12 protein-coding genes and 1 other RNA gene are annotated in these 14,881 nt (G+C 66.3%); 8 read left to right on the top strand and 5 right to left on the bottom strand.

Annotated elements, in window-relative coordinates; all coding sequences use genetic code 11:
- Positions 1–100 precede the first annotated feature (100 nt).
- Positions 101–721, bottom strand: coding sequence for a 30S ribosomal protein S4 (gene rpsD / locus CRO07_RS00620; RefSeq protein ID WP_097028753.1), 621 nt, complete (start codon positions 719–721; stop codon positions 101–103).
- Positions 722–1,041: 320 nt separating this feature from the next.
- Here rpsD and chrA point away from each other — a divergent pair, with 320 nt between their 5' ends.
- Positions 1,042–2,217, top strand: coding sequence for a chromate efflux transporter (gene chrA / locus CRO07_RS00615; RefSeq protein ID WP_204839978.1), 1,176 nt, complete (start codon positions 1,042–1,044; stop codon positions 2,215–2,217).
- Here chrA and CRO07_RS00610 read toward each other — a convergent pair.
- Positions 2,214–2,921 carry a response regulator transcription factor gene (locus tag CRO07_RS00610; RefSeq protein WP_097029028.1) on the bottom strand — a complete coding sequence of 236 codons (708 nt, stop codon included), beginning with the start codon at positions 2,919–2,921 and terminating at the stop codon, positions 2,214–2,216. The genes chrA and CRO07_RS00610 overlap by 4 nt on opposite strands.
- An 11-nt stretch (positions 2,922–2,932) precedes the next feature.
- Positions 2,933–4,855, bottom strand: a complete 1,923-nt coding sequence (locus tag CRO07_RS00605) for a hybrid sensor histidine kinase/response regulator (protein ID WP_097028751.1) — start codon at positions 4,853–4,855, stop codon at positions 2,933–2,935.
- 212 nt (positions 4,856–5,067) lie between these two features.
- Here CRO07_RS00605 and CRO07_RS00600 point away from each other — a divergent pair, with 212 nt between their 5' ends.
- The 7 genes from CRO07_RS00600 to CRO07_RS00570 all read left to right on the top strand — a co-directional run bounded on the left by CRO07_RS00600 (position 5,068) and on the right by CRO07_RS00570 (position 13,569).
- A complete protein-coding gene (locus CRO07_RS00600; protein ID WP_097029027.1) occupies positions 5,068–7,026 on the top strand; it encodes a long-chain fatty acid--CoA ligase in 1,959 nt (652 codons plus the stop codon).
- A 5-nt stretch (positions 7,027–7,031) separates the two neighbouring features.
- Positions 7,032–7,850: an ABC transporter ATP-binding protein gene (locus tag CRO07_RS00595; protein ID WP_097029026.1), complete on the top strand. Its 819-nt coding sequence runs from the start codon at positions 7,032–7,034 to the stop codon at positions 7,848–7,850.
- A gap of 149 nt (positions 7,851–7,999) precedes the next feature.
- Positions 8,000–8,989 carry a branched-chain amino acid ABC transporter permease gene (locus CRO07_RS00590; protein WP_097028750.1) on the top strand — a complete coding sequence of 330 codons (990 nt, stop codon included), beginning with the start codon at positions 8,000–8,002 and terminating at the stop codon, positions 8,987–8,989.
- 3 nt (positions 8,990–8,992) lie between these two features.
- Entirely contained in the window at positions 8,993–10,069 is a 1,077-nt protein-coding gene (locus CRO07_RS00585; protein WP_097028749.1) for a branched-chain amino acid ABC transporter permease, read from the top strand.
- 63 nt (positions 10,070–10,132) lie between these two features.
- Positions 10,133–11,422, top strand: a complete 1,290-nt coding sequence (locus CRO07_RS00580) for an ABC transporter substrate-binding protein (RefSeq protein ID WP_097028748.1) — start codon at positions 10,133–10,135, stop codon at positions 11,420–11,422.
- An 88-nt stretch (positions 11,423–11,510) separates the two neighbouring features.
- On the top strand, positions 11,511–12,341 hold the full coding sequence (locus CRO07_RS00575; protein ID WP_097028747.1) for an ABC transporter ATP-binding protein: 831 nt from the start codon (positions 11,511–11,513) through the stop codon (positions 12,339–12,341).
- A 13-nt stretch (positions 12,342–12,354) separates the two neighbouring features.
- On the top strand, positions 12,355–13,569 hold the full coding sequence (locus tag CRO07_RS00570) for a phenylacetate--CoA ligase family protein (RefSeq protein ID WP_097028746.1): 1,215 nt from the start codon (positions 12,355–12,357) through the stop codon (positions 13,567–13,569).
- 194 nt (positions 13,570–13,763) lie between these two features.
- On the opposite strand, the gene rnpB is transcribed toward CRO07_RS00570, so the two are convergent.
- Positions 13,764–14,161, bottom strand: an RNA gene (rnpB, locus tag CRO07_RS00565) — RNase P RNA component class A.
- Between the two features lie 12 nt (positions 14,162–14,173).
- A complete protein-coding gene (locus CRO07_RS00560; RefSeq protein WP_097028745.1) occupies positions 14,174–14,878 on the bottom strand; it encodes an N-acetylmuramoyl-L-alanine amidase in 705 nt (234 codons plus the stop codon).
- Positions 14,879–14,881 lie beyond the last annotated feature (3 nt).

Genomic DNA, 14,881 nt, shown 5'->3' with positions numbered 1-14,881 from the left:
TGGCGCGCGACACCGTATGTTGAGGACGAAAACAGCCGCCACGCGACTGCGGGCGGCCGTTCCGTAACAGAAAGGCGGGGGGGCCAAGCCCCCCGGCCGATCAGTTCTTGGCGTAGAATTCGACGATGAGGTTCGGCTCCATCTGCACCGGATAGGGCACATCGCCCAGACCCGGGGTGCGGACGAAGGTGGCCGTCATCTTCGAATAGTCGACTTCGATGTAGTCCGGCACGTCACGTTCGGTCAGCTGGGTGGCTTCGAGAACGACGGCAAGCTGGCGCGACTTTTCGCGGACCTGGATCACATCGCCTTCCTTGCAGCGGTAGGAAGCAATGTTCACGCGCTGGCCGTTCACGGTCACATGGCCGTGGTTCACGAACTGGCGGGCGGCAAAGACGGTCGGCACGAACTTGGCGCGGTAGACGATCGCATCAAGACGACGCTCGAGCAGGCCGACCAGCATCTCGCCGGTGTCGCCCTTGACGCGCTCGGCTTCGGCAAAGATCTTGCGGAACTGCTTTTCGGTCAGGTCGCCGTAGTAGCCTTTCAGCTTCTGCTTGGCGCGCAGCTGGGTGCCGAAATCCGACAGCTTGTTCTTGCGGCGCTGGCCGTGCTGGCCGGGGCCGTATTCGCGCTTGTTCACCGGGGACTTCGGACGGCCCCAGATGTTTTCGCCCATACGGCGGTCGATCTTGTACTTGGCAGAGGTGCGTTTGGTCACCGCTGATCTCCTTCGGTCTGTGAAGGGCGTTGTCCTTTCCCGTTGCCGGGCGACAGGTCATCCCCTTGCGGGGGCCACCAACACCAATGAAAAGCCCCAGGCGACACCCGGGGATGCGCGCTTATACAAGGCCGGACCGCAGTGTCAACAGGCCGCAAACCGGGCAACCAGGGGCTTGCGCCACCCGCCCGATGCGCCATTCTTCGCCCCGCAGCAACCGGAGCCCGTCAGATCAGATGCAGCGGAACGAACGGCATGTCGTGCCAGAGGAAGGTGGCGCCGCGGGTGACCCAAGCCCCATGGCGGCGGATCGACGCACGATGCCGCAGAACGGGCTGGGTCGGGTGTCCGAAGTGTTCCTGGCCTTCCTGAAGCTGGGGCTGACCTCGTTCGGCGGGCCGGTGGCACATCTGGGCTATTTCCGCAACGAACTGGTGGTGCGGCACGGCTGGATGGGCGACCAAGCCTATGCCGATCTGATGGCGCTGTGTCAGTTCCTGCCGGGGCCGGCCTCGAGTCAGATGGGATTTGCCATCGGGCTGACGCGGGCGGGGCCGTGGGGCGCGCTGGTGGCATGGGTGGGGTTCACCCTGCCCTCGGCCGCACTGATGCTGGCGTTTGCGCTGCTGGCGGCGCGGCTGTCGCATCCGGCGGCGGCCGGGGCGCTGGCGGGGCTGAAGGTGGTGGCAGTGGCGATCGTGGCGCAGGCGGTCTGGGGCATGGCGAAAAGCCTGTGCCCCGACCGCGCGCGGGCCAGCCTTGCCGCCGCCGCGGCGGTGCTGGCCGTGCTGTCGCCGGGGGCCTTGGGCCAGATCGGGGCGATCGGGCTGGGCGCGCTGGCGGGGCTGGCGCTGGCGCTGGCGCGCGGCGCCCCGGCCATGGGCGGGCATCTGCCGGTTCCCCTGTCGCGGCGTGCGGGGGGGGCCTGTCTGGCCGCAGTCGCGGCGCTGCTGCTGGCGCTGCCGCTGCTGGCAGGTCTGTCGCCGCTGCTGGCGCTGGCTGATGCCTTTGCGCGCGCGGGTGCGCTGGTCTTCGGCGGCGGCCATGTCGTGCTGCCGCTTCTGGAAACCGCGGTGGTGCAGCCGGGCTGGGTCAGCCATGACACCTTTCTTGCCGGATATGGCGCGGCGCAGGCGCTGCCGGGGCCGCTGTTTGCCTTTGCCGCCCATCTGGGCGCGGTGGTGCAGGGGCCGGTCGGGGCCGCCGTCGCACTGGTTGCGATCTTTGCGCCGGGGATGCTGCTTCTGTGCGGACTGCTGCCGTTCTGGGATCGGCTGCGCCGGTTTCCCGCGGCGCAATCGGCGATGCAGGGCGCCAATGCGGCTGTGGTGGGCATCCTTGGCGCGGCGCTGTACGATCCGGTCTTTACCGCCGGCATCACCGGGCCGCTGCCCTTCGCGCTGGCGCTGGCGGGGTTCGTGCTGCTGACCCAGTGGCGGGTGGCGCCGCTATGGGTGGTGCTGGGGGCGGCAGCGGTGGGGGCGCTTGCGCTTTAGCGCCACTCGACCTCGCCCAGAAAGATATAGCCCGCACCATAGATGGTCTTGATCAGCGTGGGATTGCGCGGATCTTCCCCCAGCTTGGTGCGCAGCCGCGAAATCCGCACATCCATCGCCCGGTCGAAACTTTCGCCCGCAGCCCCCCCAAGGCTTTCCTGCATCTGCGCACGTGAGATCAGCCGCCGCGGCGCTTCCAGAAACAGGCGCAGAACCTCGCCCTCGGCATGGCTGAAGGGCACCTCGGTCCCGTCATCCGATACCAGAAGATAGCGGTCGAACTGCGCGGTCCAGCCCGAAAAGCGCGCGGTCTGCGCGGTGGGTGCGACCTCGGCCCGCCCCTTGCGCAGCCGGGCGCGGACGCGGGCCACCACCTCGGCCGGATCGAAGGGCTTGATGATGTAGTCGTCGGCGCCCAACTCCAGCCCCGTCACCCGGTCCTGCACCTGCGCCCGCCCCGAGACGATGATGATCGCCGCCCCCGATTCCAACGCCAGCCGATGCACCACCGCCAGCCCGTCGCGGTCGGGCAGGCCCAGATCCACCAGACAGACATCAGGCGCCCGCCGCTTCAACGCGGCCTCGAACTCGGTCGCGCGGCCATAGGCGGTGGTCTGAAAGCCCGCCTCCTCAAGCGCAAGGGCCAGCATCCGGCGGATTTCCGGCTCGTCGTCCAGAATGGCGACCAGCGGGGACTGGGCGATGGGGGCACGGCTCATGCGAGGGCTCCGAGACAGGCGGCAAGGGTGGCCGCATCGAAAGGCTTGGGCAGGACGGGGGCAAGCTCGGCCGCACGCTGGCGGCGCGGATCGCCCACCGGCAACGAGGTCATCAGCCGAAGTCGCGCCGGATGGCCACGCGCGGCCAGCCGCTCGGCCAGATCCAGCCCCGACAGCCGCCCCGGCAGGTTCACATCCGACAGCACCAGACCCACGCCCGGAATGTCGATCAGGCTTAACGCCTCGTCGGCGCTGGCGGCCTCGATCACGGCATGGCCCTCGGCCCGCAGCATCTCGCGCACGGTTTCGCGGATGTCGGGATCGTCCTCGACCAGCAGAACCAGCAGGGGCTGGCTGGGCACATCCGCCGGTTTCAGCGGCAGGCGCAACTGCACCGCCGCACCGCCACCGGGGCGGTTGCCCAGCCGCACCGTGCCACCGGCCAGCTTGATCTGGTCATAGACCATCGACAGACCCAGCCCCGACCCCATCCCCGCCTTGGTGGTAAAGAACGGGTCCAGCGCATGTTCCAGCGCGGCTTCCGAAAATCCCGGCCCGTCATCCTCGACCAGAATTTCGATCCATGTCGCGCGCACCGCCCGCGCGGTCAGCCGGATCTGCCCGCCACACGCCCCGATCGCATCGCGCGCGTTCAGGATCAGGTTCAGCCCCGCATCCTGCAAGGCACCCGCATCCAGCATCACCGGCGGGATCGGCGCGGGCATCACGATTTCAAGCCCCACATTCTCGGGCAGGGTCGGCGTCGCGATCAGCCGCAGATCCGACAGCACCTGCGCCAGATCGGTGGGCCGGGGCTGCAACTGCCGCCGCCCCGAGATCGAGGCGATCTGATCCAGCAGCCCCCCCCCGCGCCGCGCGGCCGCCACCGTGGCCGAAACCAGCTGCCGCCCCTCGTCCGGCAGGCCCAGCCGTTCCAGCCGGCCCTGAAGCCCAAGGATCACGGTCAGCAGATTGGCGAAATCATGCGCAAGGCCGCTGGTCAGCTGCGCCGTCAACTCGCGCTTGCGGGTCTGGATCAACGCCTCGCGGGCCTGCGTCTCGGCGGTGACATCCATCGACAGGATATAGACGCCATTGATCGGCCCTGCCCCGATCCGGTCCGGCGTGAAGGCCGACCGGATGCGGGTGCCGCTGTCCTCGGCGGTGAATTCCAGCACCGATGCCTCGCCTTCAAGCGCGCGCATCAGGCAGGGGCGGATCTTGTCGAACACCTCGTCCCCCAGCGCCTCGCGCCCCGTCAGGCCAAGGATGTCGGTGGGCCGCCCGGGGATCACCTGCGACAGGCGCCGGTTGGAATAGGTATAGCGCAGGTCGCGGCCGACATGGGCGATATGGGCCGGCATCATCTCGGTGGTCAGCCGGGTGCGGGCCTCCATCTCGGTCAGTTCGCGCTGAGCCTCGGCCAGTGCGGCATTGGTGGCGGCCAGCGCCCGGTTGGCCTGCGCCAGCCGCTCGGCATTGGCCAGAACCTCGCCCGACAGCACTTCCGACCGCGCCCGCAGCAGACTTTCCTGCAACTTGATCTCGGTGATGTCGGTATAGACGGTAACCCAGCCGCCCTGCGGCAGCGGCGCCCCCTCGACCGAGATCCAGCGCCCCGAGGGGCGTTCGCGTTCCATGTAATGCGGCTGGAAGGTCTGCGCCGCGGCCACACGGCTTTTCACCGCCGCCTCGACATCCTCGACCGGGCCGTATTCGCCGCGTTCCACCAGACAGCGGATCGTCTCGGCAAAATCGGCGCCTTCGCTGGCCAGCCGTTCCGGCAGATCGAACATCGCCCGAAACCGCGGGTTCCAGACCGCCAGCTTCAGGTCGCTGTCATAGATCGACAGGCCCTGCTGGATCAGGTTCAGCCCGGCACGCGTCAACGCCGCCCGCGCCTCGTCTTTTTCCGGCATGTCATGGCCCTCCCTGCGCCTTGGCTAGCACCGCCGGCGCCCCGGGCGGAAGGGGGCACGGCGCCTGTTACAATTCGCAAGGTTTGGGAAAAAGTCGCGCAACCATTGCGGACGAGCGTGAGTGTCGCAGCGGAAGAGGATCGCAGAATCGTCGCCGCATGGGCGCCACCGGCGCCGCGAAGGGAAAGCCGCACGGCTTCAGGGAGGAACGAATGGCAGGACCGCAAGAGCTGGTCTCGATTCCGGCGCTGCTTCGGCGCAACGCCGTGCAGTTTGCGAAGGCGCCGGCCTATCGCGAAAAAGAGTTCGGCATCTGGCAGGTCTGGACATGGGCAGAAGCCGCCGAGGAAATCCGCGCCATCGCCCTTGGCTTCATGGCGCTGGGGCTGAAACGGGGCGATTACGTCGCCGTGGTGGGCCGCAACCGGCCCGCGCTTTACTGGTCGATGGTGGCCGCGCAGATGTGCGGCGCGATCCCCGTGCCGCTCTATCAGGACGCGGTGGCCGACGAGATGGCCTATGTCCTTGACCACTGCGGCGCGACCTTCGTGATCTGCGGCGATCAGGAACAGGTCGACAAGATCATCGAGGTTCAGGACCGCATCCACCATATCGAGCAGGTGGTCTATGTCGACAAGCGCGGGATGCGGAAATACGACCACTCGCGCATGAACTGGCTGGATGACGTGGTGGCCGAGGGCCGCGCCGCCCACTGGCGCTTTGACGCCGAACTGGACGAACGCATCGCGGAACTGGACTACGAGTCAACCTGCGTCATGCTTTACACCTCGGGCACCACCGGCAAGCCCAAGGGGGTGGTGCTGTCGAACCGCAACATCATCGAGACCTCGAAAAACTCGGCCGAGTTCGACAAGCTGCGACCCTCAGACGAGATTCTGGCTTATCTGCCAATGGCTTGGGTGGGTGACTTCATCTTCTCGGTCGGGCAGGCGATGTGGACGGGCTTCTGCGTGAACTGCCCCGAAAGCCCGACCACGATGATGAACGACCTGCGCGAGATCGGGCCGACCTATTTCTTCGCGCCGCCGCGCGTGTTCGAAGGGCAACTGACCAATGTGATGATCCGGATGGAGGATGCCGGCCGGATCAAGAAGGCGCTGTTTCGCCATTACATGAAGGTGGCGCGCAAGGTCGGCCCCGCGATCCTTGACGGCAAGCCTGTCAGTGTGGGCGACCGGCTGGCCTATTTCATCGGCGACAAGATCATCTACGGCCCGTTGAAGAACACCCTTGGCTTCAGCCGTGTGCGTGTGGGCTATACCGCGGGCGAGGCGATCGGACCCGAGATCTTCGATTTCTACCGCTCGTTGGGGATCAACCTGAAACAGCTTTACGGCCAGACCGAGGCCAGCGTGTTCATCACCCAGCAGCCCGACGGGCAGGTGCGGTCTGACACGGTGGGCGTGCCCTCGCCGGGGGTCGAACTGAAGATCGCCGACAATGGCGAGGTGTTCTACCGCGGCCCCGGCACCTTCGTGGAATATTACAAGAACCCCGAAAGCACCGCCTCGACCAAGGATGCCGAAGGCTGGGTCGCCACCGGCGACGCGGGCTTTTTCGAGGAAGCCACCGGCCATCTGCGCATCATCGACCGGGCAAAGGACGTGGGCAAGATGGCCGACGGCCGGCTGTTCGCGCCGAAATATGTCGAAAACAAGCTGAAGTTCTACCCCTCGATCCTGGAAGCGGTGGTGTTCGGCAATGGCCGCGACCGCTGCACCGCCTTTGTCAACATCGACCTGAACGCGGTCGGCAACTGGGCCGAACGCAACAACATCGCCTATTCGTCCTATCAGGAACTGGCGGCCAATCCGGCTGTCTACGCGATGATCCGCGGCCATGTCGAAGAGGTGAACGCGTCCGTCGCCGCCGACCCGATGCTGTCGGGCTGCCAGATCCACCGCTTCCTGATCCTGCACAAGGAACTGGATGCCGACGACGGCGAGATGACCCGCACCCGCAAGGTCCGCCGCAAGGTGATCGAGGATAAATATCAAGACCTTATCGCCGCTCTCTATGACGGGCGGACCAGCATCTACACCGAGACGGAAGTCACCTACGAAGACGGCCGCAAGGGCGCGATCCGCGCCACGTTGCGGATCGAGGACGCCGCGACCACCGGCCCGGCGCAAAGGATGGCAGCGGAATGAACGCGATGGATGTTGCACGAATGGACGGCCCCGAAGCCGACGCCCCCCGTATCGGCGGCGTGCTGATGGAGATGAAGAACATCACCCTGCGCTTTGGCGGCGTGAAAGCGATCACCGACATCAGCTTCGATATCCGCGAGGGCGAGATCCGCGCGATCATCGGCCCGAACGGTGCCGGCAAATCCTCGATGCTGAACGTGATTTCCGGCTTTTACGTCCCGCAGGAAGGCGAGGTCTGGTTCAGGGGGCGCCGCCGGCCCCAGATGAAGCCCTATGAGGTGGCCCAGCAGGGCATCGCCCGCACCTTCCAGAACATCGCCCTGTTCGAAGGCATGAGCGTTCTGGACAACATCATGACCGGGCGGCTGACGCTGATGAAGACCGGGCTGTGGCAACAGGCGCTGTGGTGGGGCCGCGCGCAGGCCGAGGAAGTGGAACACCGCGCCAAGGTCGAAAAGATCATCGACTTTCTGGAAATCCAGCACATCCGCAAGACGCCGGTGGGCCGCCTGCCCTATGGCCTGAAGAAGCGGGTGGAACTGGCCCGCGCCTTGGCGACCGAGCCCAAACTGCTGCTGCTGGACGAGCCGATGGCCGGCATGAACGTCGAGGAGAAAGAGGACATGAGCCGCTTCATCCTTGATACCAATGACGAATTTGGCACCACCATCTGTCTGATCGAACATGACATGGGCGTGGTGATGGACCTGTCCGACCGCGTTGTGGTGATGGACTACGGCAAGAAGATCGGTGACGGCACCCCCGACGAGGTGCGCAGCAATCAGGCCGTGATCGATGCCTATCTGGGGGTGCAGCATGACTGACACCCCCCCGCGCCCCGGCGACCTGATCGCCATGCCGCGACCCTGCCTGTTGCCCGATCACTTGGGCGGACCCGCCGGCGCCGGCTGTTTCGCAGAGTTTCCAGGCCGTCCCCGCGACGGTCGCACCACCCGTCCCGAGGAGGCGTCCGATGCTGCCTGACCAGCTTGTCTTTGCCATGGAGGTCACGCTGAACGGCCTGATGGCCGGGGTGATGTATGCGCTTGTGGCGCTGGGTTTCGTGCTGATCTTCAAGGCATCCGGCATCTTCAACTATGCGCAGGGGGTGCTGGCGCTGTTTGCCGCGCTGACGCTGGTGGGGTTGCAGAACGGCCAGATCCCGTTCGCCCACGTCATCAATGCGGCCTTCGGCACCAACCTGCACCACTTCGGCTGGACGCTGCCTGCGGTTGTGGCGATCGCGCTGACCGCGCTGGTGATGGTGGGCGTTGCCTGGCTGATCGAACGGCTGGTGCTGAAGCACCTGATCAACCAGGAGCCGATCATCCTGTTCATGGCCACCATCGGCCTGGCCTATTTCCTGGAAGGTCTGGGCGACGTGATGTGGGGTGCCGACATCAAGACGCTGGATGTGGGCCTGCCGCAGGGCATTTCCGAAACCGTCGAAACCGTGACCGCCAACTGGCTGGGCTACGGCTTCTTCATCGACAAGCTTGACATCGTGGCGGCGCTGGTCGCGGCGGCGCTGGTCGCGGCGCTGACGCTGTTCTCGCAATACACCAAATACGGCCGTGCGCTGCGCGCCGTCGCCGACGACCATCAGGCGGCGCTGTCGGTCGGCATCTCGCTGCGGTTCGTCTGGGTGCTGGTCTGGTCGATCGCAGGCTTTGTCGCCCTGATCGCCGGCATCATGTGGGGCGCGAAATCGGGGGTGCAGTTCTCGCTCAGCCTGATCGCGCTGAAGGCGCTGCCGGTCTTGATGCTGGGCGGCTTCACCTCGATCCCGGGCGCCATCGTCGGCGGGCTGATCATCGGCATGGGCGAGAAACTGTTCGAATTCTTTGCCGGCCCCCTGATCGGCGGCGCGACCGAGAACTGGTTCGCCTATGTGCTGGCGCTTTTGTTCCTTGTCTTCCGGCCGCAGGGCCTGTTCGGCGAACGCATCATCGAGAGGGTCTGATCCATGCTTTACCGTGAAGCGGGCGAATTCAAGACAAGCTACGCACAGGACAGCCAGACCTTTCCGATCTGGTGGGACCGGCTGTGGTATCAGGTCGCGCTGGTGGTGGGCTTTGCCATCCTGCCCTTCGTCATCAACGACTACTGGGCCAATGCGGTGGTGGTGCCGTTCCTGATCTATGCCATCGCCGCCATCGGGCTGAACATCCTGACCGGCTTTTGCGGGCAGGTCAGCCTTGGCACCGGCGGCTTCATGGCGGTGGGCGCCTATGCGGTCTACAAGCTGATGACCGCCTTTCCCGAAGTCTCGGTCGTGATCCATGTGATCCTGGCCGGCGGGATCACCGCGGCGGTGGGGGTGCTGTTCGGCCTGCCCAGCTTGCGGATCAAGGGCTTCTATCTGGCCGTGGCCACGCTGGCGGCGCAGTTCTTCCTTGTGTGGCTGTTCAACAAGGTGCCGTGGTTTTACAACTACTCGGCCTCGGGGCAGATCACGGCGCCCGAACGCACGGTGCTGGGCATCGCCGTCACCGGCGCCAACACCCCCGCATGGGCCAAGTATCTGATCTGTGCGGTGTTCCTGTTCGTGCTGGCCTGGATCGCGCGGAACCTGACCCGCGGCACCATCGGGCGCAAGTGGATGGCGATCCGCGATATGGACATCGCGGCCGAGATCATCGGGGTGAACCCGCTGACCACGAAACTGTCGGCCTTTGCCGTCTCGTCCTTCTTCATCGGCATCGCCGGGGCGCTGTTCTTCGCGGTCTACCTTGGCGCGGCCGAGGTGGGCGAGGCGTTCGGCATCCAGAAGTCCTTCCTGATCCTGTTCATGATCATCATCGGCGGCCTTGGCAGCATCTTCGGCAGCTTTGCCGGCGCGGCCTTCCTCGTCCTGCTGCCGGTGTTCCTGAAGAACGTGCTGGTGGGGGCGCTCGGCTGGCCCTCGGACCTCGCGGCGCACATCGAGTTGATGATCGTGGGCGGCCTTATCATCGCCTTCCTCATCGTCGAGCCGCACGGGCTGGCACAGCTGTGGCGCGTGCTGAAAGAGAAACTGCGACTGTGGCCCTTCCCGCACTGAGGCGGGGCGGACCGGAAAGACGCCGGGCAGAACCGGCAAGACACCAACGGGAGGAGAGACACCATGAGAAAAAGTTTCACCCTGCTCGCCGCCGCCGCCATCGCGGCCGGCACCGCGGGCGCCGCGCAGGCCGATCTGGTCGTGCCGAACCTCAGCTACCGCACGGGTCCGTTCGCGGCCGGTGGCATCCCCTATGCCGACGGCTTTCAGGACTATTTCACCCTGCTGAACGAACGCGATGGCGGCATCGGCGGCGAGAAGGTCCAGACCCCGGAATGTGAAACCGCCTATAACACCGAAAAAGGCGTGGAATGCTACGAGGCCACCAAGGGCATGGGTGCGCTGGTCTACAACCCGCTGTCCACCGGCATCACCTATCAGCTGATCCCCAAGATGCAGGCCGACGGCATCACGCTTTACACCCCCGGCTACGGCCGCACCTCGGCCGCCAATGGCAAGGTGTTCGAATGGGTGTTCAACTATCCCGCGAACTACTGGGACGGCGCCTCGGTCGCGGTGAAATACCTGCTGGACCAGAACGGCGGCAGCCTTGACGGCAAGAAGATCGCGCTGCTTTACCACAACTCGGCCTATGGCAAGGAACCGATCCGCACGCTGGAAGAACTGTCGAAGAAGCATGGCTTCACGCTGTCCACGCTGCCGATCGACAGCCCCGGCCAGGAACAGAAAAGCCAGTGGCTGCAAGTGCGCCGCGAAAAGCCCGATTTCGTCATTTTCTACGGCTGGGGCGTGATGAACTCGGTCGCGATCCAGGAAGCCGCCAACATCCGCTTCCCGATGGAGAATTTCATCGGCATCTGGTGGTCGGGGTCCGAAAATGACGTGCAAGCCGCAGGCGCGGGCGCGCATGGCTACAAATCGCTGACCATGCACGGCGTGGGCGCCGATTACCCGGTCTATGCCGACCTGAAGCAATATGTCCATGACGCGGGCAAGGCGGCAGGCGACGGATCGAACGCGGGAACCGTGCTTTATTCGCGCGGGATGTATGCCGCGATGGTCATCGCCGAGGCGATCCGCAAGGCGCAGGAACTGGCCGGCACGTCGGCGGTGAACGCGGCACAGGTGCGCGACGGCTTCGAGGCGCTGGAAATCACCGAAGCCCGCATGGCCGAACTGGGCCTGCCCGACTTCGGCCAGCCCTTCGCCGCCTCGTGCGAGGATCACGGCGGCCCGGGCATGGCGCGGCTTCAGCAATGGGATGCGACCGCGCAGAAATGGACGCTGATCTCGGACTGGATCTCGCCGGATGACGAGGTTCTGGCCCCGCTGGTGGCCGAGGATTCCGCCGCCTATGCCGCCGAAGCCGGCCTGACCCAACGCTGCAACTGACGACGACCGCGAAGCCCTTCGGGGCTTCGCCATCCACGTCACACGGGGGGCTCTGCGGGGCCTCCCCTTCCCCGCCGAGGCAACGCCCATGTTCGACGAACCCGCCCAAGCCGCGACCGAGACCCTTCTCGAGGTCAACAACATCGAGGTCATCTACAACCACGTCATCCTCGTCCTGAAGGGGGTCAGCCTCTCGGTGCCCAAGGGCGGGATCACGGCCCTTCTGGGCGGCAACGGCGCGGGCAAGACCACGACGCTGAAGGCGGTCTCGAACCTGTTGCATTCGGAACGCGGCGAGGTGACGAAAGGCTCGATCCTCTACCGCGGCGAACGGATTCAGGATCTGGACCCCGCGGCGCTGGTGAAACGCGGCGTGATCCAGGTGATGGAGGGCCGCCACTGTTTCGAACATCTGACGGTCGAGGAGAACCTGCTGACCGGCGCCTATACCCGCAGCGATGGCCGGGCGGCGATCATGGACGACCTTGAAATGGTCTACACCTATTTCCCGCGCCTGCGCGAACGGCGCAAAAGCCAGGCCGGTTACACCTCGGGGGGCGAACAGCAGATGGTCGCCATGGGCCGCGCCCTGATGAGCCGCCCCGAGATGATCCTGCTGGACGAACCCTCGATGGGCCTTGCGCCGCAACTGGTGGAACAGATCTTCCAGATCGTGAAGGCGGTGAACGAAGCCGAAGGCGTGACCTTCCTGCTGGCCGAACAGAACACCAACGTGGCGCTGCGCTATGCCCACACGGGCTATATTCTTGAAAGCGGCCGCGTGGTGATGGAAGGCACCGCCCAGGAACTGCGCGAGAACCCCGACGTCAAAGAGTTCTACCTTGGCATGTCCGACAAAGGCCGGAAGTCGTTCCGTGACGTGCGCTCTTACCGCCGCCGGAAACGGTGGCTTGCCTAGGGGGGATGCGCCGATGACCCATTTCGACGATCTCGAAACCCGCTCGGCCGATGAACGCGCCGCCTCACTGGCACGCAATCTGCCCCGGCTGATCGCCCACGCCCGCACCACACCGGCACTGCGCGAAACGCTGGCCGGTTTCGATCCGGCCGCGATCACCACACTCGACGCGCTGGCGCGCCTGCCGGTGATCCGCAAGGCCGACCTGTCGGCCGCGCAGAAGGCCCATCCCCCCCTCGGCGGCTTCACCCCGGAGGGCGGCGCCTTCGAACACATCTTCCAGTCGCCCGGCCCGATCTACGAAATCGGCCGGACAACACCCGACTGGTGGCGCATGGGCCGCTTCCTGCACGCCTGCGGCATCGGCCCTGCCGATATCGTGCAGAACTGCTTCGGCTATCACCTGACCCCCGCCGGCATGATCTTCGAATCCGGCGCCCGCGCCGTCGGCGCCCGCGTCCTGCCCGCCGGAACCGGCCAGACCGATCTTCAGGTCCGCGCCGCGGTCGACATCGGCTCCACCGCCTATGCCGGCACCCCCGATTACCTCAAGATCATCCTCGATCGCGCCGATGAACTGGGCGAAAGACTGCACATCACCCGCGCGGCGGTGGGCGGCGGCGCCCTTTTCCCCTCGCTGCGCAAGGAATACGCCGACCGCGGCATCCTCTGCCTGCAATGCTACGCCACCGCGGACCTCGGCAACATCGCCTATGAAAGCCCGGCCCAGGACGGCATGATCCTCGACGAAGGCGTGATCGTCGAAATCGTCCGCCCCGGCACCGGCGACCCGGTGCCGGAAGGCGAGGTGGGCGAAGTCGTGGTCACCACCTTCAACCGCGACTACCCGCTGGTGCGCTTCGCCACCGGCGATCTTTCGGCCCTGCTGCCGGGCGAAAGTCCATGCGGCCGCACCAACCGCCGCATCCGCGGCTGGATGGGCCGCGCCGACCAGACCACCAAGATCAAGGGGATGTTCGTGCGCCCCGAACAGGTGGCCGACCTCGTCGCCCGCCATTCCGAGGTCAGCCGCGCCCGCGTCATCGCCACCCGCGAAGGCGAGATGGACGCAATGACGGTCCAGATCGAAAGCCGTGCCACCAACCCGGCGGTCTACGAAGCCTCCGTCCTCGAAGCCCTGAAACTGCGCGGCCGGATCGAGATCGTCACCCCCGGCACCCTTCCCAACGACGGCAAGGTGATCGAAGACCGCCGCACCTACGGCTAGCCCCAAATCAGGCCCCCTGCACAGTCTTTCACTCGGGCAGAAATCGCCGGGCCAGAGGCAAGCCGGAACACACGCCTCCCCACCCGTTCTTTCATTCTGGCAGGAATATCCTGCGGGGGTCCGGGGGCGCAAAGCCCCCGGCGCGCTCTCCCCGCGCCTCGTCGGCCGCGCAGGGACTCTCCCGATGTCAGACAGCGTGCGGGCAGCCTGTAAGCCGGATTTTGTTCCGGGGTCGCCCCCTTCGATGACCATTCCTCTGGTCCCGCCGTTGCCGACGGGATCAAGCTGCCAACCCGGGTTCCTCGGGCTGAGACTTCCCTGCGTCGATATCCCCGAAAGGATCAGCCCCGCGCGGAACCCCTATTCGGCATTGCTCCGGGTGGGGCTTGCCGTGCCGGTTCTGTTGCCAGTCCCGCGGTGGGCTTTTACCCCACCGTTTCACCCTTGCCCCGGGCCTTGCGGCCGGTGGGGCGGTCTCTTCTCTGTGGCGCTTTCCCTCGGGTTGCCCCGGCCGGGCGTTACCCGGCACCCTTGTCTCATGGAGTCCGGACTTTCCTCGCGCCCGAAGGCACGCGGTCATCCGGCCACCCGCACAAGGGGTGGATTACGCCGCCGTCCCCGCCCCGTCAACCGGGAAGCGCCGCGCCAGATCGGCCGCCAGCGCCGCATCGGCCGCCTGAACCGGCCCGCGCGCCCAGGGGCGGAACCGCAGCCGGAACGCCGTCAGCACCAGATCGGGCGCCAGATCGGGATAGCCGAAATCCCGCACCGCTGCATGGAACGCGGCCCCCGCCTCCCGATCCTCAGCGTTGCCGCGATTTCCCCTCTCAGCGCCCTCGCTCACCTCGGGCCAGACCGACAGCCCCCCCAACGCCAGCCGTCGCCAGTCAAACCGCGGCCCCGGATCGATCTTGCGCCCGGGCGCCATGTCGGAATGGGCGATCACCCGCTCGGGCGGGATCGCCCAGCGCGCAAGGATGTCTGCCAGCAGCCGCTCCAGCGCGGCGATCTGCGGCTCGGGGAAGGGCCGGTCGCCCGGATTGGCCAGTTCGATCCCGATCGAGCGCGAGTTCACGTCGCGGACCGCGCCCCAGGCCCCGGCCCCGGCATGCCAGGCGCGCAGATCCTCGGGCACCAGCGCCAGCGTGTCGCCGGTCTCGGAAATCAGCCAATGCGCCGAGACTTCGGCCGCTGGATCGCACAACCGCTCAAGCGCGGCGTGATGGCTGCTCATCCCGGTGTAATGAATCACCACCAGATCGGGCCGCGCCCCATCGCGCCGCGGCCCGCAATTCGGTGACAGGCTCACCCG

The organism is Cereibacter ovatus (assembly GCF_900207575.1).
Classification (GTDB): Bacteria; Pseudomonadota; Alphaproteobacteria; order Rhodobacterales; family Rhodobacteraceae; genus Cereibacter_A; species Cereibacter_A ovatus.
Note: the sequence above shows the minus strand (reverse complement) of the source record. Positions and strands in the feature narration are given on the sequence as shown.